Annotated in this window: 17 protein-coding genes; 8 read left to right on the top strand and 9 right to left on the bottom strand. The window is 70.1% G+C overall.

Translation table 11 applies throughout. The features are described 5' to 3' along the window. The 5 genes from GKQ77_RS10575 to GKQ77_RS10555 all read right to left on the bottom strand — a co-directional run. Positions 1-1,339, bottom strand: a 1,339-nt coding sequence (locus tag GKQ77_RS10575; protein WP_219688458.1) for an NACHT domain-containing protein, incomplete at its 3' end; no start/stop codon positions are given. 66 nt (positions 1,340-1,405) lie between these two features. Then, positions 1,406-2,653, bottom strand: a complete 1,248-nt coding sequence (locus tag GKQ77_RS10570; RefSeq protein ID WP_219688457.1) for an FG-GAP repeat domain-containing protein — start codon at positions 2,651-2,653, stop codon at positions 1,406-1,408. Between the two features lie 36 nt (positions 2,654-2,689). Beyond that, a complete protein-coding gene (iolE, locus tag GKQ77_RS10565) occupies positions 2,690-3,631 on the bottom strand; it encodes a myo-inosose-2 dehydratase (protein WP_219688456.1) in 942 nt (313 codons plus the stop codon). Between the two features lie 36 nt (positions 3,632-3,667). After that, positions 3,668-5,416 (bottom strand): pyranose oxidase, encoded by a 1,749-nt coding sequence (locus GKQ77_RS10560; protein WP_219688455.1) that lies wholly within the window; start codon positions 5,414-5,416, stop codon positions 3,668-3,670. Positions 5,417-5,551: 135 nt separating this feature from the next. Beyond that, a complete protein-coding gene (locus GKQ77_RS10555) occupies positions 5,552-7,951 on the bottom strand; it encodes a tetratricopeptide repeat protein (protein ID WP_219688454.1) in 2,400 nt (799 codons plus the stop codon). 217 nt (positions 7,952-8,168) lie between these two features. Here GKQ77_RS10555 and GKQ77_RS10550 point away from each other — a divergent pair, with 217 nt between their 5' ends. Beyond that, the gene (locus GKQ77_RS10550; RefSeq protein ID WP_219688462.1) at positions 8,169-8,624 is read left to right on the top strand and encodes a carboxymuconolactone decarboxylase family protein; all 456 of its coding nucleotides are present in this window, start codon (positions 8,169-8,171) and stop codon (positions 8,622-8,624) included. 107 nt (positions 8,625-8,731) lie between these two features. On the opposite strand, the gene GKQ77_RS10545 is transcribed toward GKQ77_RS10550, so the two are convergent. Further along, positions 8,732-9,439: a DUF5324 family protein gene (locus GKQ77_RS10545; RefSeq protein ID WP_219688461.1), complete on the bottom strand. Its 708-nt coding sequence runs from the start codon at positions 9,437-9,439 to the stop codon at positions 8,732-8,734. Positions 9,440-9,695: 256 nt separating this feature from the next. Here GKQ77_RS10545 and GKQ77_RS10540 point away from each other — a divergent pair, with 256 nt between their 5' ends. Both GKQ77_RS10540 and GKQ77_RS10535 read left to right on the top strand, forming a co-directional pair. Then, positions 9,696-10,229 (top strand): peptidylprolyl isomerase, encoded by a 534-nt coding sequence (locus tag GKQ77_RS10540; RefSeq protein WP_219688453.1) that lies wholly within the window; start codon positions 9,696-9,698, stop codon positions 10,227-10,229. 126 nt (positions 10,230-10,355) lie between these two features. Beyond that, complete coding sequence (locus GKQ77_RS10535; RefSeq protein ID WP_219688452.1) at positions 10,356-11,252, top strand: rhomboid family intramembrane serine protease; 897 nt, start codon at positions 10,356-10,358, stop codon at positions 11,250-11,252. Positions 11,253-11,532: 280 nt separating this feature from the next. On the opposite strand, the gene crgA is transcribed toward GKQ77_RS10535, so the two are convergent. Beyond that, positions 11,533-11,793 (bottom strand): cell division protein CrgA, encoded by a 261-nt coding sequence (crgA, locus tag GKQ77_RS10530; protein WP_219688451.1) that lies wholly within the window; start codon positions 11,791-11,793, stop codon positions 11,533-11,535. A gap of 142 nt (positions 11,794-11,935) precedes the next feature. On the opposite strand from crgA, the gene GKQ77_RS10525 reads away from it, so the two are divergent. The 5 genes from GKQ77_RS10525 (at position 11,936) to GKQ77_RS10505 (ending at position 16,218) form a co-directional block, all read left to right on the top strand. Continuing rightward, positions 11,936-12,706 carry a DUF881 domain-containing protein gene (locus GKQ77_RS10525; RefSeq protein WP_219688450.1) on the top strand — a complete coding sequence of 257 codons (771 nt, stop codon included), beginning with the start codon at positions 11,936-11,938 and terminating at the stop codon, positions 12,704-12,706. 37 nt (positions 12,707-12,743) lie between these two features. Next, a complete protein-coding gene (locus tag GKQ77_RS10520) occupies positions 12,744-13,439 on the top strand; it encodes a class E sortase (RefSeq protein WP_219688460.1) in 696 nt (231 codons plus the stop codon). Between the two features lie 212 nt (positions 13,440-13,651). Next, complete coding sequence (locus tag GKQ77_RS10515; protein WP_219688449.1) at positions 13,652-14,311, top strand: aminodeoxychorismate/anthranilate synthase component II; 660 nt, start codon at positions 13,652-13,654, stop codon at positions 14,309-14,311. After that, positions 14,308-15,453: a class E sortase gene (locus GKQ77_RS10510; RefSeq protein WP_308117615.1), complete on the top strand. Its 1,146-nt coding sequence runs from the start codon at positions 14,308-14,310 to the stop codon at positions 15,451-15,453. The genes GKQ77_RS10515 and GKQ77_RS10510 overlap by 4 nt, the downstream gene beginning before the upstream one ends. A gap of 24 nt (positions 15,454-15,477) precedes the next feature. Next, on the top strand, positions 15,478-16,218 hold the full coding sequence (locus GKQ77_RS10505) for a class E sortase (protein WP_219688448.1): 741 nt from the start codon (positions 15,478-15,480) through the stop codon (positions 16,216-16,218). 87 nt (positions 16,219-16,305) lie between these two features. Here the strand turns inward: GKQ77_RS10505 and pknB are convergent, their stop codons facing one another. Further along, positions 16,306-18,363: a Stk1 family PASTA domain-containing Ser/Thr kinase gene (pknB, locus tag GKQ77_RS10500; RefSeq protein WP_219688447.1), complete on the bottom strand. Its 2,058-nt coding sequence runs from the start codon at positions 18,361-18,363 to the stop codon at positions 16,306-16,308. A 168-nt stretch (positions 18,364-18,531) separates the two neighbouring features. After that, positions 18,532-19,998, bottom strand: coding sequence for a peptidoglycan D,D-transpeptidase FtsI family protein (locus tag GKQ77_RS10495; protein ID WP_219688446.1), 1,467 nt, complete (start codon positions 19,996-19,998; stop codon positions 18,532-18,534). Positions 19,999-20,039: the final 41 nt, after the last annotated feature.

The following is a 20,039-nucleotide window of genomic DNA, read 5'->3' as shown; positions in this document are numbered from 1 at the left end:
CCCCCAGCCCCAGGACCGCCCCGGCCACAGGCCCGGAGAGCGGACCCGTCGGATCCGGTCGCAGGGTGCGGTGCAGTTCCCACCAGGCGATGTCGTCCGTGCCCTGCCGTTTGATGTGCGAGGCGAGGAAGGCGAGCGCCGTGCGGGCGTCGTCCGGATGCCAGCGGGCCGCTGCGGTGCGGCGTACGTCGGGGACCGACGGGTCCGAGGCGGCCGGCTCGGCGGAGAAGACCGCCGGGACCAGCGCGTCGAGCAGATGGTGCTGGAGGCTCTGCGCGTCGGTGTAGCGGGTCATCTCGGCGGGGTCGCCGGCCGGTGAGGCGTAGACGGTGCGGGCGAGCCAGATGTTCAGCGGCACCGACAGGGCTCGGGCGACGGCGCCTTCGGGGTGGCGCGTGAGTTCGTCGATCACCGGTTGCCACGCGGCGCCGCGCCGGGGCGGGACGGCGCTGCGCAGGAAGTCGGCCACGTCCTCCGCTTCCACCGGGGTGGCGATGACGACGGCGGCCGCGGTGATCACGTCGGTGTCCGCCACCACCTGGCGGTACTCGGACTGGCGCGAGGTGAGGATCAGCGGGCCGTGCACGGCGATGGCGTGGTTGACGGCGGCGAGCGCCTGGGGGCGCAAGGGGGCGGGCAGTTCGTCGAGGCCGTCCAGGACGGGCAGGACGCGTCGCTCGGCGACCAGTTTGCGCGCCGCGTCGCGACCGTACGTCTCGTGGTTGCGCAGCGCCGGGTAGTCCTCGTGGATGCGGCGCGCCATCCAGTCGAGCAGCGGCTCCTTGCGGGGGTTCCACGGGGCCAGGTCCAGCAGGACCGGGACGGGCTCGCCGGGTTCCGGGGCGTGCAGGAGTTCGCGTACGAGCAGGATCGCGAGGGCCGTCTTGCCGGCGCCGGGTTCACCGAGGATGACGAGGCGGCGGCGCGGCAGGGCGCGGAAGGCCTCGGCGAAGGCCTGCATGTTGTCGCTGCGGCCGGACAGGGTGCGGCCGACCATCCGCGCGTGGTCCCCGGCCTCCGTCTGCCCGCTGTGCCAGCGCACGGCCAACGGGTGGGGGTCCAGCAGGCCTTGGGCGGCGGCCTCCTCCGTCCACTGGCGGCGCACCATGGCGGCAAGCGCCTCCGCGGCCTGCTCCAGCTCTTCCCTGGTGGCGGGCGCGGCGGGGCGCGTCCGGTGCCATGACCAGCTGAGCAGGCCGGCGGTGGCCGAGATCAGGACGCTCAGCGAGGTGGCGGCCGCCTGCGCGCCCGCGCCGACCACGAGGGCCAGCACCGCGGCGAGCGCCACGACGCCGATCGCGCCGATCACCCAGGGCCACCACGCCCTGTCACTGCGCATGGCTCGGTCCTTGCGCATGACTCTGTCCCTGCGCATAGCTCTGTCCCTGCGCATCGCGGGCGGCGCTCACTCTTCGATGTCGTTGCGGAACAGGCAGAGCTTGGCGTCCTTGGCGAGGAAGTATTTGTCGACCTTGTAGGCGATGGTGGCGAAATCGAGCCGCCCGTCCCCGTTGAAGTCGCCGATGGCGATCCGCGCGGCGCTGTCCGAGGAGACCCGCCACTTGGCGAAGACACCGGCGGCGATGTCCAGTGCCTTGTAGTAGAAGACGCCCTGCCAGGGGTACGGGCCGCGCAGGGCCACCAGGAACTCGTCGTCGCCGTCGTTGTCGAAGTCCGCGCAGATGATCTGGTGGCTCGGTCCCTCGCCCAGTTCGTTGGGGTCGCCGAAGACGTCGAGCACGATCCGGCGCCAGGTCGCCTCGGCCACGGGGGTGCCGGGGCGTTCCTTGACGTACGCCGCGACGGTGTTGCCGTGGAAGGGCTCCGTGGCCACGACGTAGGCGTGCGGGTCGTCGCCGATCCGCCCGGCGCCCACGTCACCGCTGCCCTTGAACCCGGTTTGCTCGAACCGCTCGTGTTCGCCGGAGCCGATGTGCGTGGTGGTGAACCGGTGCTCGCGCTCGTCGTAGTGGAGCCAGGTCACGCCCTCCTCGGAGGCGAGCAGGATCGAGTCCAGGTGCTCGCTGCCGGGCAGCGGGTTCTGCTGGATCTCCACTCCGTGGATCATGCGGAAGTGGCTGTCGTCGAGGACGCGCTTGTCCCAGGGCTGGCGGACGTCGTTGTCGGGTGTGAACAGCACCACGGGCACGAGGGCATGGACGTGCCGTCCGCCCACGGTCGGCAGGGCCATCAGTTCCGGCTTGCGGGTCTGGGTGAAGTGGCCGAGGCGCAGCCGGTGCATGGCCGTCTCGCGGCCGATGTAATGCCGCTTCCAGCGCCTCTCGGAGTCGAACTTCCCGGTGTTCTCGATCCAGTCGATCTTCCCGCCCTCGGGGTCGGGGTCGTCGATGCGGCCGCGCTCGCCGTACAGCTCGTAACAGACCACGAGGTCCGGGTAGCCGTTGCCGGTGATGTCCCCGAAGTGGGCGCCGATCGGCATGTGGAAGCCGTCGGCGACCAGCTGCCGTTCCCAGCCGGGGTTGCGGTACCAGTAGATCTCGCCGAGGTAGAGGCCGTGTCCGACCAGGTCGGGCCGGGTGTCGCCGTCGATGTCCGGCGCTTCGAGCCAGTACCCCTCGATGAGGTTGTCCTGGAGGACCTGGCGGGTGAACCGGGGGACGCGGATGTTCAGGGGGGTGCTCGCGACGCCCATGGGGGTGCCTTCCGGTGGGGGTGCGTTCGGATCGGGTCAGCGAAGGGCCTCGGCCAGGTAGGCGCGGGCGGTCTGGGCGTAGTACAGCGGGGGATGTCCGCCCCGCGGGTCCTGCTCGGCCTCGACCACCAGCCAGCCGCGGTAGGAGTCGCCCGGGCGCAGGACCTTGAGTACGGCGTCGAAGTCGACGCCGCCGTCGTGGTCACCGGGGACGGTGAAGATGCCCGACTCGACGTACTCGCGGAAACTGCCGTCGGCCAGGGTGCGGTCCGCGTGGACGCCGTCGCGGACGTTCTTCAGGTGTACGTGGGCGATGCGCTCGCGGTGCCGTTCGATGATCTCCGCCGGATCGGCCCCCGCCCAGGTGAGGTGGCCGGTGTCCAGCAGGAGGCCGACGTGGCGCGGGTCGGTGTGGCGCATGAGCCGGTCGACGTCCTCCGCGGTCTGGACGCCGGTGCCCATGTGGGGGTGGTACGCCAGCGTGAAGCCCTGGCCCGCGGTGATCTCGCCGATCCTGTTCAGGCCGTCGCACAGGTCGTCCCACTGCTCGTCGGTGAACTCCGGTTTGTTGCTGCGCAGGCTGAGCGCCTGGAGGTGGACGGACCTGCCGAACTCGGCGACGCCGATGGTGCGCGTCCGCACCGGCGGATCGCCCGCGTTGAACCGCTTCAGGAACTCCAGGACCTTCAGCAGCTCACGGGCGCCGCGCTCGGCGCCGTCGGGCACGGTGAAGTACGTGCTCACCCACGGCTCGCTCACGCTCAGGCCGCGCAGATGCATCGCGGCGATCAGCGCGTCGACGTCGGTGGTGAAGTTGTGGCCGATGCTGCACCCCTCGAACCCGGCGAGCGCGATCTCGCTGAGGCACTGCTCCATCGGGATGTCGTTGCCGATGAGCGGGAAGTCGTCGTTGGTCCAGCAGGTGGGGGTGATGCCCATATGGATGCCGTCCGGGGGCGGCGGGAAGTGTGCCGGCATGGTGGGGTCCAGGGGGTCGGGAGCCGGTGGCCGGGGTCAGTGCCCGGGGTGGCCCTTGACGATGGTGTCGGCCGCGTGCACCGCCGTGGCGACGCTGGTGAGCGTGGGGTTGGAGGCGTTGCCGAAGGGGTGCAGACCGTTGCCGCCGAGGTAGAGGTTGTCGATGTTCCACACCTTGGAGTACTCGTCGACGACGCTGTCCAGCGGATTGGTGCCCATGCGGGTGGTGCCCGCGATGTGCAGCGGCAGGCCCGGGGTGAGGAAGACGGGTTCGGAGCCGGGCATGAAGCCGCCCAGCGCGGAGGCGGTGCGCAGCATGTGCTCCTTCATGCGGTCCGTCTCCTTCCGTTCGGCCTCGTCGAGGCAGAAGTGGAAGGTGGGCTGCGGCATGTCGAAGGTGTCGCGCAGGGTGCGGGAGAAGGTGACCTTGTTCTCCGGCCGGGGCCGGGAGATGCCGAACCAGCGCAGATCGACGATGAGCCGGGGGTCCACGTTGGGCGGTACGGCGCCGTAGGTGAAGGCGTCCCGGTGGATCTGGCAGTGCCAGGGGCGCCGCTCGGTCACCAGCAGGGCGAGGTTCGGGTCCCGCTCGTCGGGCGGGAAGGGCACGGGGTCGGCGCACTTGTCGCCGGAGTGCAGCCGCTTCAACTGGGCGGCGCGGTAGTGCTCGACCCGGTCGGCGGCGCTGTCGGCGGTCCGGTCGGCTTCCATGTCGGCGGTCCGGTCGGCCGGATCGTCGCCGCTGCCGGAGGTGGTGCGCAGGATCTCCTCGACGCGGTCCATGTGCTCCTGCCGCAGCACCACCTGGCAGAAGGACATGGGCTGTTCGGTCAGATAGCGGCCGAGTGCGGGCAGCGTGACACCGGAGTTGAACAGGAGCTGCGGCGTCGGGATGACACCGCACGCCACCACGTACGTCCCCGCCCGCAGCCGCACTTCCTCGCGTACGTCGCGCAGATTGCGCACCACGGCGTACTGGACCTTCTGGTGCTTGCCCGCCCCGGCGATCTCCAGCCGGACGCACTGGTGTTCGGCGAGCAGGGTGAACGAGCCCCGGGGCGGCGTGTGGGTGGGGTCGGCCAGGTCGCCGAGGACGGTGTCGGCGGCCGACCAGGTCACCGCCGACGTCCGCGCGGAGTCGGCGCGGTCGCTGACCGCCAGGGGCAGCTCGCTCACGTCGGCGAACTCCTCACCGGCCCGCTGCAGCACCCGCTTGACCAGCAAGTGACGTGCGGAGGAGGCGAAGACGGAGGTGTTCCTGGCGAGCAGGGACTCCGCCTCGTCGTAGAGCCTGTCCATCTTCTTCTCGTCGATGGGGTACCCCCGGCCGCCGTGGCGCCGCTCGACCTCGGGGTGGAAGCGGGGCACCGCGCAGGTCCAGTGCGTGGCCATGCCGCCCACCGCGTACGTCGCGGCCGCCGCGGGCAGGTTGAGGTGCTTGCGCTGCTGCGGGTTCTGGTTGCGCAGGGAGAAACCGGCGTACTTGTCCGGGTCGTACGAGAACGCCGACGGATCGAGCGTAAGCACCGGCTCCCTGTTGGTGGCGGTCGACAGGGGGAGCAGGTTGCCCTTGATGACGGAGACGAACAGGTCGATGTTCTTCTGGAACAGATAGCTGTTCTTGAGGTGTTCGCCGTAGCGGCGGGAGAGCTGGGCCCCAGCGTCGATCATCAGGACGCTCTTGCCCGCCTCCACCAGCTTGCGGGCGAACGTGCACCCGACGGGTCCGCTGCCGATGATCAGTACGTCGGCCTCGAGGGTGGGGGGCACATCGGTCTCGTTCATGAACGTCCTTCGACCGGGGAGGGGTCCACAGCGGGGCGTTCATGGGTGGGAAAGCCACCCGGGGCCCGTCTGCTGGAGCCTCAATCAGGGTGGCACATAGTGGGGGCAAGCGCGATTTGTCATATGCCTATGGCATTAACTTGGCGAACCATCGGCTTCCGCGAGGATCGTCGCGATGCCTTCGTGGGCCAGTGCCGCCGCGTACTGGTTGCCGAGGTGCGGGGCCAGTTCCAGGGTCTGGCGGTGCAGGCGCAGGGCCTCTTCGGGGAGGCCCGCGAGGCGGCAGGTCTCGGCGTAGCCGTGGAGGAAGTGGACCTTCCAGTGCTCCTCGAACAACTCGTCGAGCAGGGCGAAGGCCTCCCGGTGGCTGGCGAGTGCCTCCTCGTACCGGCCCATCCGACGCAGCGCGACGCCCCGGCAGTTGAGGCACCAGGCCTGGTTGTGCAGGTGCCCGTCCTCGCGGGCCAGCTCCAGGGCACGGCGCAGGTGTTCCACCGCCTCGTCGGGCTCGTCGGGGGCGAGGGCCACGCCGAGGGTGAGACGCGCCGTCAGGGCGGGTGGCCACGCCGGGTCGGTGTGGGGGGTGTCGAGCACGGCACGGGCCCGGTGCGCGGCCTCCTCGCCCTGGCCCAGTTGCAGCATCGCCCAGGCCTCCGACGCGGCCGCGTGGGCCGCGCCCGTCGGGCTGCCGGACTTCTCGTACAGCTTCCCCGCGAGCCGGAAGAGGGCGAGCGGTTCCTCCACGTGTCCCGCGTCCCAGCTCAGATAACCGCGGCGCAGGGCGAGTTCGGCTTCGGCCCGTGTGTTGCCCGCCCGGGACAACTGGCGCCCGGCCGCCTCGTACGCGTCGGCGGCCTCCGCCACCCGGCCCGCGTTGTAGCGCGCGAACCCCAGGTCGCTGTGGGCCTCCGCCAGTTGGAGTGGATCGCCCAGGCGTTCGGCGGCGGCGAGGGAGCGTTCAAAGAGGACGTTGAGATGGGTCGTGCCGCAGCGCCGGGCGAAGTACGCGCGCAGGAAGCGAGGCAGCTCGCATACGTGCGCATCGGCCCCGATGGCGGCCCCCGTCTCGAAGGCGGCCAGCAGGTTTCCGTACTCCGCGACCAGCCAGGCGAAGGCCGTGTTCCGGTCGGCGAACCGTGGCAGCTCGGCCGGCGGGCGGCCCGCGGCGGGCGGTCGGCCGGACGACGGGAACGGCATCGCGGCGTCGGCGGCGGCCGCCGCGTGCACGTAGTAGTCGAGCACCCGGCCGAGCGCCCGCTCCCGCTCCGCCGCCGGGTCCTGCTCCGCCGCCGCCCGGCGCGCGTGCTGGTGCACGAGGTCGTGCAGCCGGTACTGGTCCACCGCGGGCTGCTGGACCAGGTGCGCGTCGAGCAGGTCCTCCAGCATCGTGCGGGCGCTGCGCAGCGGCACGTCGGCAAGCGCCGCCACCACGTACTCGTCGAAGGTCGCCCCGGGCAGCAGGCCCAGCATCCGGAACAGGCGGGCCTGCGTGCGGTTCAGCTGGCGGACCGACATGGCGAACGCCGTGTCGAACTCGTCCGCGCCCTCCGCCAGCCGTTCGACGAGGATGCCCACGGTCCAGCCCGGCCGGTGCCGCAGCCGTGCCGCCGCCAGCCGCAGGGCGAGCGGCAGGTGTCCGCACAGGCGCAGCACCTCGGCGGCGGACTCCGGGTCGCGGGCCAGCCTGCTGTCGGCGCCGCCGGTGTCGCCGCTGGCACGGGCCAGCAGCTCCGCGCTCTCCCGCGGACTCAGCACGTCGAGCGAGACCGGGGGCACCTCGTCCAGCTCCAGGAGCCGGTTGCGGCTGGTGATCAGGGCGACCGAGGGGCCCGCGCCGGGCAGCAGCGGGCGGACCTGCTCGGCGTCGGCGGCGTTGTCTAGGACCACGACGACCCGGCGACGGGCCAGCTCCGACCGCCAGCAGGCCGCCAGCTGTTCGATGCCCGCCTGCGGGACCCGCTCGGAGGGGACGTCGAGCGCGGAGAGCAGCATCCGCAGCGCGGAGTCGGGGTCGAGCGGCGGCCGGCCCGCGGTGAAGCCGTGCAGGTCCACATAGAGCTGGGCGTCCGGGAAGTCGGCGGCGAGCCGGTGGGCGGCGTGCACCGCCAGCGCGGTCTTGCCAATGCCCGCCATGCCGTCGACGGAGACCGCCCGGTGACTGCCGAGGGCGGCGAACACGGCGGCGAGCAGCTCCTTGCGCCCGGTGAAGTCCGGCACGTCACGCGGCAGGTCGTTGCGGGGCAGCGGCCGGAACTGGCGGGTGCTCTTCGGGGGCGCGGGCAATGGGGTCGAGGTCCGTTCCCACAAGGGGCGCAGCGGGCGCGGGTCGCGTTTGACGAGGCGGCAGAGGGCGACCACCGCGGGCCAGGGCGGGGCGGTCTGCCCGTTGAGGTAGCGCGAGAGTGAGGAGGAGCTGAGGCCGGTGTCCCTGGCGAGGGCCCGGACGCCGAGGCCGGAAAGCTCTTGGAGCAGGCGCAGCCGGGCGGCCAACTCCTGCTGAGGGTCACCCTTCGCCGTGTGCTCGTACGCGTCCATCGTTCCCCCGTCGTGTCGGCTCCCCGTGCCCTGCGTCCCCGTCCCGCCCCGGCCGAAGTCTCCCGAGCCAAGTCGCCGCTGGTCAAGGCCTGTTCAGCTGTCCCACGGTGTCCCAGCGCCGTGGTCCGGACCGGCTGGGGCGGCTGTCATGGAGTCACACCGGAGCCACACCCCAAGGGAACGAGGAGAAACCCAGATGCAGCCCCGTACGCCCCAGATGCAGCCCCGTATGAAGAACCCCGCCGTCGTCCTCTCCGACGCGATGCAGCCCATCCAGCAGCTCCTCAAGGCCGCGCAGGCAGGGGGCATCGACGGTCAGACGCTGGAGCTGGTGCATCTGCGGGTCAGCCAGATCAACGGTTGCAGCTCCTGCGTCGACGGCGGTGCCAAGACCGCGCGTAGGGCCGGAGTGAGCGACGAGCGGCTTGCCACGGTCGCCGCCTGGCGCGAGGCCCCGTACTTCACCGAGGAGGAAAGGGCGGCTCTCGCCCTGGCCGAGGCCGCGACGCGGCTCGCCGACCGTCCCGACCCGGTGAACGACGAGGTCTGGGACACGGCCGCCACCTACTTCGATGAGAAGCAGCTGGCCGCGCTCGTCCTGATGATCGGCGTCACCAACCTGTTCAACCGGCTCAACGCCACGACCCGCCAGATCGCGGGCGCGTGGGGCTGACGGAGACCGGCGCGATGAGCGCAGGGGAAGCGTGGCGCTGTTTCACGTGAAACATCGAGGGGTGGGAGGCCAGTCGGCCTCCCACCCCTCGATCTGCGTGGCGTGCGTCAGCTCCGCTTGTCCCGGTCCGCCGCCTCCGCCTCGGCCTCGGCCTGCTTGGCCTGGACCTCGGGGTCGAGGGCCGCCTGGTCACTGCCGTCGACCGAGGTCAGCGGCGTGGTGTCCGGGACCTCGGTGGCCGCGGGCGGCTCGACGAGCCAGTCGGGGTTGGCCTGCTTGTCCCACCACTTCCAGGCGGCGAAGGCGCCACCGGCGAGGATGCCGACGACGGCGAGCCTCTTGGCGATGCGTCCGTTCCTGGCCCGGCGCTCGTGCTTGCGGATCAGGCGCTGGATCTCCTTCGGAGAGACCTGACCGCGGAGCGCGGCGAGGGCGGCGGTGCTGCGGGCAGCGGCCTCCTCGCGGACGGGCTGGGCGGCGGCCACCGCGCTCTCGATGCGGGGCTTTGAATAGTCGGCCGCCTGGCGGGCGGCCTTGCGGGTGCGGATGGCCGCCTCGTGCGCCGCGTGGTCGACCTTCGGCGGCACATGCGTACGCGCCTGCTCGACGCGGGGGGCGACATGGGCGCCGTACTGGACACGGGCCTGTTCGGCCGCCTGTGACACCTTGGGTGCCAGCCGCGCTCGCGCCTCCTGGGCGTAATGCGCGGCTCGGTCCTTGGCCGTGTCGGCGTATGGCGCCACCGCGTCCGCGGCGTGCCGCACGCTGTCCTTGGCCGAGCCGGTCGCGGCGCGCACGCTGTCGATGCGGGTCACGTGATCCTCCTCCTCGGTGGCGTATACGTATGTCACCTTTCCACCCTTTGAAAGATCATGCCTTCTGAATGGCACTCAGGCACGAGAGGGTGGGCATCCGGGTCAAGGGCGCGGGGACTCCGGCTGAACGGTGCGACAAGACCTCTCCGCCGACCATGCCACGGATCCCCCCGACGCGCCCCCACTCGGTCGCTACTCGTCGCAATCCGGTCCGTGCGAGGATCGGGGTGTCACAGAAGACAACGGAAGGCAGATCGTGGCTGAGCAGCTTTACGCCACCCTGAAGACCAACCAGGGCGACATCGTGATCCGGCTCCTGCCGAACCACGCGCCCAAGACGGTGAAGAACTTTGTCGAGCTCGCCCAGGGCGAGCGCGAGTGGGTCAACCCCGAGACCGGCAAGAAGACCACGGACCGCCTGTACGACGGCACGGTCTTCCACCGCGTCATCGAGGGCTTCATGATCCAGGGCGGCGACCCGCTGGGCAACGGCACCGGTGGCCCGGGTTACGAGTTCGCGGACGAGTTCCACCCGGACCTCGCCTTCACCAAGCCCTACCTGCTGGCGATGGCCAACGCCGGTCCGGGCACGAACGGCTCGCAGTTCTTCGTGACCGTGTCGCCGACCGCGTGGCTGACCGGCAAGCACACGATCTTCGGCGAGGTCGCCGACGACGCCAGCAAGAAGGTCGTGGACACCATCGCGGCCGCCCAGACCAACCCGCGCACCGACCGCCCGGTGAACGACGTGGTCATCGAGTCCGTGGTCATCGAGACCCGCGACGCCTGATCGGCCGCGCGCCCGCGCGTATCGCGAGGGAACCGAACCGCCCCGCCCATCCGTAAGGAAGGGCGGGGCGGCGCGTTGCCGTGTCGTGCCGTCGCAGTGACTTCGTACGGAGATTGAGGGGACCCCATGGAGCAGGTGCCAGGCAGCCCGCCGGAGCCGCGAGGGGCATCGGGCCTGCCCGTCTGCTACCGCCACCCGGACCGCGAGACCGGCATCACCTGCACGCGCTGCGAACGGCCCATCTGCCCCGAGTGCATGATCAGCGCCTCGGTCGGCTTCCAGTGCCCGGAGTGTGTGCGCGGCGGCTCGGGGACCGGTCACGCCCCGGCGGCCAACCAGCCGCGCACGGTCGCGGGCGGCACGGTCACCGAGGACCCGCGTCTGATCACCAAGGTCCTCGTGGGGCTGAACCTCGCCCTGTTCCTCGTGCAGATGGCGGTCGGGGACCGCTTCACCGATCAGTACGACATGCTCGGGCGGGCCTTCGTACCGGAATTCGGCTCGGTCGAGGGGGTCGCCGAGGGCCAGTGGTACCGCCTGGTCACGGCGATGTTCCTGCACGGCGGCGTCATGCACATCGCCTTCAACATGCTGAGCCTGTGGTGGATCGGCGGCCCGCTCGAAGCGGCGCTCGGCCGGGTCCGCTACCTCGCCCTCTATATGGCGTCGGGCCTCGCGGGCAGCGCGCTGACGTACCTGCTGGCGGAGCCGAACCAGCCCTCGCTCGGCGCGTCCGGCGCCATCTTCGGTCTGTTCGGCGCCACCGCCATCCTGATGCGGCGCCTGAAGTACGACATGCGGCCGGTGCTCGCCCTGCTGGCGATCAACCTGCTCATCACCGCCTTCTGGCCCAGCATCGCCTGGCAGGCGCACGTCGGCGGTCTCGTCGGCGGCCTCATCGTCGGCTACGCCATGGTGCACGCGCCCCGCGAGCGGCGGAGCCTCATCCAGTACGGCAGCTGTGCGCTGGTGCTCGTCGCGGCCGTGGTGATGGTGCTCGTCAGGACAGGTCAGCTGACCTGAGCCCCCGTTGTCCACAGCGTGTGTTCGACCCTGTGCATGCGGTGGGGAACAACCGTGCCCCTTGTCGCTGACCTGGGTTTCCCCAGGAAGGACAAGGGGCGAGCGGCACCGGCGCACCGGTGCGCCGGTCACACCGGCGTCAACCGGCGGAGAGTTATCCACAGATCTTCAGACCTTTTCCACTCGTGTGGATAGCGCTGTGGATAACTCAGGGCAAGGCTTGCGCGGAGGGGTCTACCCGCGCTCTGTGGAGGTGACTACTTCCCCTGGGCGGAGCGGACTACTTCCACTGCGTGGAGACGCCGAATCCCGCCGCGATGAAGCCGAAGCCGACCACGATGTTCCAGTTGCCGAGCGGGTCGATCGGCAGATTGCCGTCCGTGACGTAGAAAACGACGATCCAGGCGAGTCCGATGAGGAACAGCGCCAGCATCACGGGAGCCACCCAGCTGCGGTTGGTCAGCTTGATGGCCGTCGCCTTCTTGGCGGGCGGCGGCGTGAAATCGTCTGCTGCCTTCTTGCGGATACGTGACTTCGGCACGAGGGTCTCTCCTGTCGATGCGCTGCGTGGCCGCGCAGGTGACTGTGGGCTGGCGCCGGGCGGGACACCACGGGGAGCTGAGGCCTCCCCCGGGCGTCCGTTAGCGTAGTGCTTCCGCGGCGCTGAAGGAGATAAGGGTACGTTGAGCAATTCTGCCGACTCCCCCAAAGGTGCCGGTCGTCGCATCCGATGGCGTCCGGTTCGGGTGCTTACGGGCGCCGTTTTCGCGCTCGCCGGCCTGATTTTCTTCACCAGTTTCAACACGGCCAAGGGCACCAACATCCGTACGGACGCGTCTCTTCTGAAACTCTCCGACCTGATTCAGGAGCGCAGCCACAAGAACGGCGCGCTCGACGAGTCCAACGGCTCCCTGCGCGACGACGTCGAATCGCTCGCCCAGCGCGACAACGGCGGCACCAAGGCCGACGACGCCCGGCTCAAGGCCCTGGAGGAGAACGCGGGCACCAAGGAGCTGAGCGGCGAGGCCGTCACGGTCACCCTCGCGGACGCCCCGCCCGACGCCACCGCCAAGCTCCCCGGCTACCCCGAGCCCCAGCCGAACGACCTGGTCATCCACCAGCAGGACCTCCAGGCCGTGGTCAACGCCCTGTGGCAGGGCGGCGCCAAGGGCATCAAGGTCATGGACCAGCGGCTGATCTCCACGAGTGCCGTGCGCTGCGTCGGCAACACCCTGATCCTCCAGGGCCGCGTCTACTCCCCGCCCTACAAGGTGACCGCCGTCGGCGACCCCGACAAGCTCAAGAACGCCCTCGCCGCGTCCCCCGAGATCCAGAACTACATGCTGTACGTCAACGCGTACGGTCTCGGCTGGAAAGTGGACGACGACGAGGCGGTGACTCTTCCCGGCTACTCGGGCACAGTGGATCTCCACTACGCGAAGCCCGTGGAGTGAGACGGAGCCAGCCTCGGGGAGGGGCCGCCCTGTGTCCGTGCGTGTGCTCGTCCGGACGTTCAGCGAACTGTGCGTCACCGTAGGCGCGCTGATCGTGCTCTTCGTGGTCTACGTCCTGTTCTGGACGGGTGTGCGGGCCGACCGCGCCATGGACGACCAGATCGGCGAGCTTCAGGACCGGTGGGCGCGGGACTCGGTCTCCACGGGGTCGGGCGGCGGCGAGGACGCCCTCGACGCCTCCTCGAGGAAGCCCGGCCCCTACAAGGACGGCGAGGCCTTCGCCGTGATGTACATCCCGCGGTTCGGTTTCACGTGGAACAAGCCCGTGCTCCACGGCACCGGCACCGACGTACTGAAGAAGGGCCTCGGCCACTACGCCTCCACCGCGCGGCTGGGACAGAAGGGCAACTTCTCCGTGGCCGGGCACCGCCGCACCTACGGCGACCCCTTCAAGGACTTCCCGAGCCTGCGGCCGAACGACGCCGTCGTCCTCACCGACGGCACCACGTGGTTCACGTACCGCGTCGACAACGAGCCGTACAAGACCCTCCCCGGCGATATCGGCGTCATCGATCCCGTCCCGCGCCGCTCCGGCTACGACGGCCCGGGCCGCTACCTCACCCTCACGACCTGCGAACCGGAGTGGGGCCACAGCCACCGGCTGATCGTCTGGGCGCATCTGGATGCCACCCAGCCCGTGGAGGCCGGGAAACCAAAGGCACTGCGCCGTTAGTCTGTTGCCGTACGGCGAGAGAGGCCTGTTGCCGTACGCGACGGAAGGGACGGCATGTACGGCTGGATCTGGCGGCATCTGCCGGGAAATGTATGGGTGAGGGCGCTGATTTCCCTGGTGCTCGTCTTCGCGATGGTCTATCTGCTGTTCCAGTACGTCTTCCCCTGGGCCGAGCCGCTGCTGCCCTTCAACGACGTCACCGTGGACGGCCAGTGAGCACCCCCGGCGGCGACCGCCGCACTCGCGTCCTGGTCGTGGACAACTACGACAGCTTCGTCTTCAACCTCGTCCAGTACCTGTACCAGCTGGGCGCCGAGTGCGAGGTGCTGCGCAACGACGAGGTCGAGCTGCGGCACGCGCAGGACGGCTTCGACGGCGTCCTGCTCTCGCCGGGTCCCGGCACCCCCGAGCAGGCGGGTGTCTGCGTCGAGATGGTGCGGCACTGCGCGACGACCGGCGTGCCCGTCTTCGGCGTCTGTCTCGGCATGCAGTCGATGGCGGTGGCGTACGGCGGTGTGGTCGACCGCGCCCCGGAGCTGCTGCACGGCAAGACCTCGCTCGTACGCCACGAGGGCAAGGGCGTCTTCGCGGGGCTGCCCTCGCCGTTCACCGCGACCCGCTACCACTCGCTGGCCGCCGAGCCGACCACGGTCCCGGCGGAGCTTGAGGTCACGGCGCGCACGGAGGACGGCATCATCATGGGTCTGCGCCACCGCGAACTGGCGGTCGAGGGCGTGCAGTTCCACCCGGAGTCCGTACTGACCGAGCACGGTCATCTCATGCTCGCCAACTGGCTGGCGGAGTGCGGCGACAGCGGGGCCATCGGCCGATCGAGTGGGCTCGCCCCGGTGGTGGGCAGGGCCACGGCGTGACGGCCGCGTCGGACGCGGGGGAGCCGGGCGCGGGTGCGGATCCGCTGCCGGGGCAGCATCCCTCCCCCTGGTTCCGCAGCGCGTCGGTGGAGCCGGAGCCGGAACCAGAGCCGGAGCCGCAGCCGTACTCCGGCGACTGGTACGCGGCCCCGCAACCGGCGCATGGCTCCGCTGAACCCACGTATGAGCAGCTCTACGGCGCCTACGCCCCCGAGCCGATAGCCGACGACGAGACGGTCGGCCTGCGCACAGCGGACACCCGCCGCGCGATCGAGCCGGAGCCCGCTCGCCCCACCGAGGGCATGGCCGCCGCCGAGGGCACGGTCGCCACCGAGGGCAGGGCCGCCCGTCGCAAGGCGGCCAAGAAGGGCGGCAGGCCCGCCGCTGCCCCCCGGCCGGGCACGGCTCCCCGGCCGGGCGCCGCCCCGCTCTCCCGCGTCGAGGCCCGCCGGGCCGAGCGCGCTCGCAGGCCCTCGCCCGGCGCGGTGATCAGCCGGGGGCTCGGCGAGGTCTTCATCACCGTGGGCGTGCTGATGCTGCTGTTCGTCACCTACCAGCTGTGGTGGACGAACATCCGGGCCCAGCAGCAGGCCGACGGCGCCGCCCACGACCTCCAGGAGGACTGGGCGAGCGGCAAGGGCAAGCCGGGCGCGTTCGAGCCGGGCCAGGGCTTCGCGCTGCTGCACATCCCCAAGCTGGACGTCGTCGTGCCGGTCGCCGAGGGCATCGACAAGCAGCAGGTCCTCGACCGCGGCATGGCCGGCCACTACAACGAAGGCGCCACCAAGACCGCGATGCCCGACGCCAAGAAGGGCAACTTCGCGGTGGCGGGCCACCGCAACACCCACGGCGAACCCTTCCGCTACATCAACCGCCTGGAGCCGGGCGACCCCATCGTCGTCGAGACGCGGGACAAGTACTTCGTCTACAAGATGGCGAGCATCCTGCCGCAGACGGACCCCGGCAACACCCGCGTGCTCGACCCGGTCCCGCGGGGCAGCGGCTTCACGAAACCCGGCCGCTACCTCACACTGACCACCTGTACCCCGGAGTTCACGAGCAAGTACCGAATGATCGTCTGGGGCAAGATGGCCGAGGAACGGCCGCGCAGCAAGGGCAAGCCGAGCGCGCTCGTCAACTAGAAGTGTGAGAACGGGGCAGAACCAGTGGCAGCCACGACCGAAGACGACGAGAAGCAGGAGGCCGAGGCGCCCGCTCCGGCGCCCGCACCACGACGCCGGGGCCGCGGCGCCCTCGCCACGGCGGTCAGCGTCTTCGGTGAACTCCTGATCACCGCTGGCCTCGTCCTCGGCCTCTTCGTCGTCTACTCCCTGTGGTGGACGAACGTCGTCGCCGACCGCGAGGCGCACAAGCAGAGCGACAGGATGCGCGACCGCTGGGCGGGCGGCCCGGGCAGCGTGGACACCAGGGGCGGCATCGGCTTCCTGCACGTCCCCGCGATGGGCGGCGGCGAGATCCTGGTCAAGCCGGGCACCGACAGCAAGCTCCTCAACGACGGTGTCGCCGGCTACTACAAGAAGCCGGTCAAGTCCGCCATGCCCGAGGACAAGAAGGGCAACTTCGCGCTCGCCGCGCACCGTGACGGGCACGGCGCGAGGTTCCACAAGATCGACAAGATCAAGAAGGGCGACGCGATCGTCTACGAGTCGCGGGACAAGTGGTACATCTACAAGGTGTACGCGACGCTGCCGTCGACCTCGAAGTACAACGTGAAGGTCCTCGACCCCATCCCCAAGGAGTCGGGCGTGAAGAAGGCCGGCCGCTACATCACGCTGACGACCTGCACGCCGGTCTTCACCTCCAACTACCGCTACGTCGTGTGGGGCGAGCTGGAGCGGATCGAGAAGGTCGACCACGACAGGACGCCTCCGGCGGAGCTGAAGTGACCCGCTGATCCGTCGCGCACGACAGAGCCCCGGTACCGCTCGGGTACCGGGGCTCTGTCACGCACCGACTGTCAGGCGTCTGACGGGTCAGTCCCCCTCGGGGTGCCAGTCCTGGCGGGAGTCGCGCTGCGAGAGGCCGCCGATGAAGCCGCCGCCGTCGTCTCCGCCGCCGATTCCGCCGTTGCCGTTGCCGCCGCCGTTCCCATTGCCGCCGTTGTCGCCGCCGCCACCGCCCGCGGTGGTCAGGTTGACCGCCGTGCCGGGCTTCGCCTTCTGGCCCGCGTCGGGCGAGGAAAGGACCACGAAGGCGTCGTCGTCCTGCGGGCCCGTGATGGTGCCGACCGACAGGCCGGCGTCCTCGATGGCCTTGCGGGCGTCCTTCAGCTTCTGGCCGACCACCGTCGGGACGGTGGTCTCCTCGGGCGCCTTCGCGACCTGGACGGTGACGGTGGAGCCGGGGTCGGCGAGGGTGCCGGCCGACGGCGTGGTCTTGATGACCTTGCCCTCGTCGACCTCGTCACTGGCGACATCCGACCGCTGGGGGGTGAAGCCGCTGTCCGTGATCTGCTTCGCGGCCGCCTCGTAGGACTGGCCGGTCACATCCGGGACCGCGCTCTGCTTCTTCTCCTTGGCGACCGTGAGCGTGATGGTCTCGCTCTTCTCGATCTTGCTGTCGCCCGGCGGGTCCTGGTCGATGACCTTGCCGGGAGTCCGGTCGGACTCCTCGTTCTCCCGCTCGATGGAGGTGAACCCCTTGGCCTTGAGCTGGCTCTTGGCCTCTTCGAAGCTCAGCCCCTGCACGTCCGGGACGAGGATCTTCGGCGAGCCCGTCGACACCGTCACCGTGACGGTGTCGCCCTTCTTGACGTCGGCGTCGACCCCGGGGCTCTGGTCGCAGACCTCGCCCTTGGGGTACTTCGCGCACGCCTTGCGGTCACCGACGGCGAACTTGAGACCGACGTTCGTGGCCGACTCCTTGGCCTCGGCCTCGGTCTCGCCGATGAGGTTCGGCGCCTTCAACGAGTCGTCGGCGCCGTTCCCGCTGAACGCGTACTTCCCGATGAGGATCGCCCCCACCAGGACCAGCACGCCCGCCAGGATCAGCAGCCACGTCGAGGTGTTGTTCTTCTTCTGGCGCCGCCCGTGCCCGCCCTCGTCGTGGCCGTAGCCCCCGCCGTCGGCGTCGACCGGCGGCATCATCGACGTGTGGCCGCCGCCGTTCTGCGGGCGCAGCATCGCCGTCTGCTGGTCGTTCGGGTGGCCGCCGTAGCCCACCGCGCCCATCGCGGCGGTGGCCGCGACGGGCTGGCCGTCCAGGCACGCCTCGATGTCGGCGCGCATCTCGTCGGCCGACTGGTAGCGGTAGTCCGGGTCCTTGGTGAGGGCTTTCAGGACGATGGCGTCCATCTCCGGAGTGATCTCTCCGTCGAAGACGCTGGGGGCCTGCGGCTCCTCGCGTACGTGCTGGTAGGCGACCGCCACCGGGGAGTCGCCGACGAACGGCGGCCGGACGGTGAGCAGTTCGTAGAGCAGACAGCCGGTCGAGTACAGGTCGGAGCGGGCGTCGACCTGCTCACCCTTGGCCTGCTCCGGGGAGAGGTACTGGGCCGTGCCGATGACCGCCGCGGTCTGCGTCATCGTCATGCCGGAGTCGCCCATGGCGCGGGCGATACCGAAGTCCATGACCTTGACCTGGCCGTTGCGCGTCAGCATGACGTTCGCGGGCTTGATGTCGCGGTGGACGATGCCGTTCCGGTGGGAGTACTCCAGGGCCTGGAGGATGCCGATCGTCATCTCCATGGCCCGCTCCGGCAGCAGCTTGCGGCCGGAGTGAAGAAGCTCGCGCAGCGTGGAGCCGTCGACGTACTCCATCACGATGTACGGGATGGAGACACCGTCGACGTAGTCCTCGCCGGTGTCGTAGACCGCGACGATCGCCGGGTGGTTGAGCGAGGCGGCAGACTGGGCCTCACGGCGGAACCGGGCCTGGAACGACGGATCGCGGGCGAGGTCGACCCGCAGCGTCTTCACCGCCACGGTGCGTCCGAGGCGGGTGTCGTGCGCGAGGTAGACCTCCGCCATCCCACCACGGCCGAGCACCTGGCCCAGCTCGTACCGGCCGCCGAGGCGACGCGGCTCTTCCATAGCTAATCCAGCCCTCTCCGTCGGTCCCGACCGCACCTTTGTGTGGTCCGGCGGTGTGCTGTCCGGGCATACGGTACCCGGCTCGACTTGCGTGACCCGGACGTGACCGTCAGCCGATACCGGACCGGTACCGCAACGTGCACCGATGTCGAGTGGCCGTGACGGGCGTCACTTCTTGCTCTTGATGACCGCTTCCATCACGGACTTGGCGATGGGCGCGGCGAGTCCGCCACCAGAGATGTCACCGCGGTCGGCGTCGCTGTCCTCGACGACCACGGCGACGGCGACCGGCGACCCGGAGTCCGTCTTGGCGTACGAGATGAACCAGGCGTAGGGGTTCTTGCTGTTCGCCACGCCGTGCTGGGCCGTACCCGTCTTGCCTCCGACGGTGACGCCGGGGATCTGGGCGTTGGTTCCGGTGCCTTCCTCGACGACCGTCTCCATCATTTCCTGGAGCTTCTGGGCGTTCTCCTTCGACAGCGGCTCGCTCATCTCCTTGGGCGAGTGCTTCTCGATGACGTCGAGGTTCCGCGCCTGCAACTCGCTGACCATGTACGGCTCCATGAGCGTGCCGTCGTTGGCGATCGCGGAGGCGACCATGGCCATCTGGAGCGGTGTCGCGGCGGTCTCGAACTGGCCGATGGAGGAGAGCGCGGTCTGCGGCTTGTCCATCTCCTCGGGGAAGTGCGAGGCGTTCGAGCGGACGGGCACGAACTGCTGTTCGTTGAACCCGAACTCCTTCGCTGTCTCCAGCATCTTGTCCTTGCCGAGATCGGAGCCGATCTTGCCGAAGACGGTGTTGCAGGAGACCCGCAGCGCCTCACGCAGCGTGGCGTTCTTGCAGGGGATGTTCCCCTCGTTCTTCAGCGGGGTCCGGGTGTCCGGCATGGTCCACGGCAGCGGCGACTCGGTCTTCTCGTCGATGCCGTCGTACAGGCCGTGCTCGAGGGCGGCCGCCGCCGTGACCACCTTGAAGGTGGAGCCGGGCGGATAGGTCTCGCGCAGGGCGCGGTTGACCAGCGGCCTGTTCTCCTTGTCCTTGTCGAGTTCGAGGAACTTCTCGGCTTCCTCGTTGGTGTTGCCCGCGAAGTCGCCGGGGTCGTACGAAGGGGTGGAGGCCAGCGCCAGGATCGCGCCCGTGGACGGGTCGATCGCGGCGACGGCGCCCTTGCCCTTGCTCTTCAGGCCGTCGTACGCGGCCTTCTGCGCGGCGGAGTCGAGCGTCGTGACGACATTGCCGCCCTCCTTCTTCTCGCCGGTCAGCATGTCGAGGGTGCGGCGGAAGAAGAGCCGGTCGTCGTTGCCGGTGAGGATGCCGTCGTCGATGCTCTCCAGCTGGGTGGCGCCGATGCGCTGCGAGGAGTAGCCGGTGATGGGGGCCCACATGGGCCCGTTCTTCCAGGTGCGCTTGTACTTCAGGTCGCTGCCCGGGGTGGCCTTCGAGCCGGTGATGGGCTTGCCGTCGACGATGATGTCGCCGCGCGGCTGGGAGTAGCGCTCGATGGTGACGCGGCGGTTCTTCTCGTGCTTGGCCAGGGTGTCGGCCTGGACGTACTGGAGCCAGTTGTCCCGGGCGAGCAGGGCGAAAACGAGCAGCCCGCAGAAGATCGCGATCCGGCGCAGGGGCTTGTTCACGGTCGGACCACCTGGGTCATCTCGGCGTCGGGGTTCGGGGC

This window comes from Streptomyces anatolicus (genome assembly GCF_019400875.1).
In the GTDB taxonomy this organism is placed as follows: domain Bacteria; phylum Actinomycetota; class Actinomycetes; order Streptomycetales; family Streptomycetaceae; genus Streptomyces; species Streptomyces anatolicus.
This window is presented reverse-complemented; position numbering and strand designations above follow the sequence as displayed.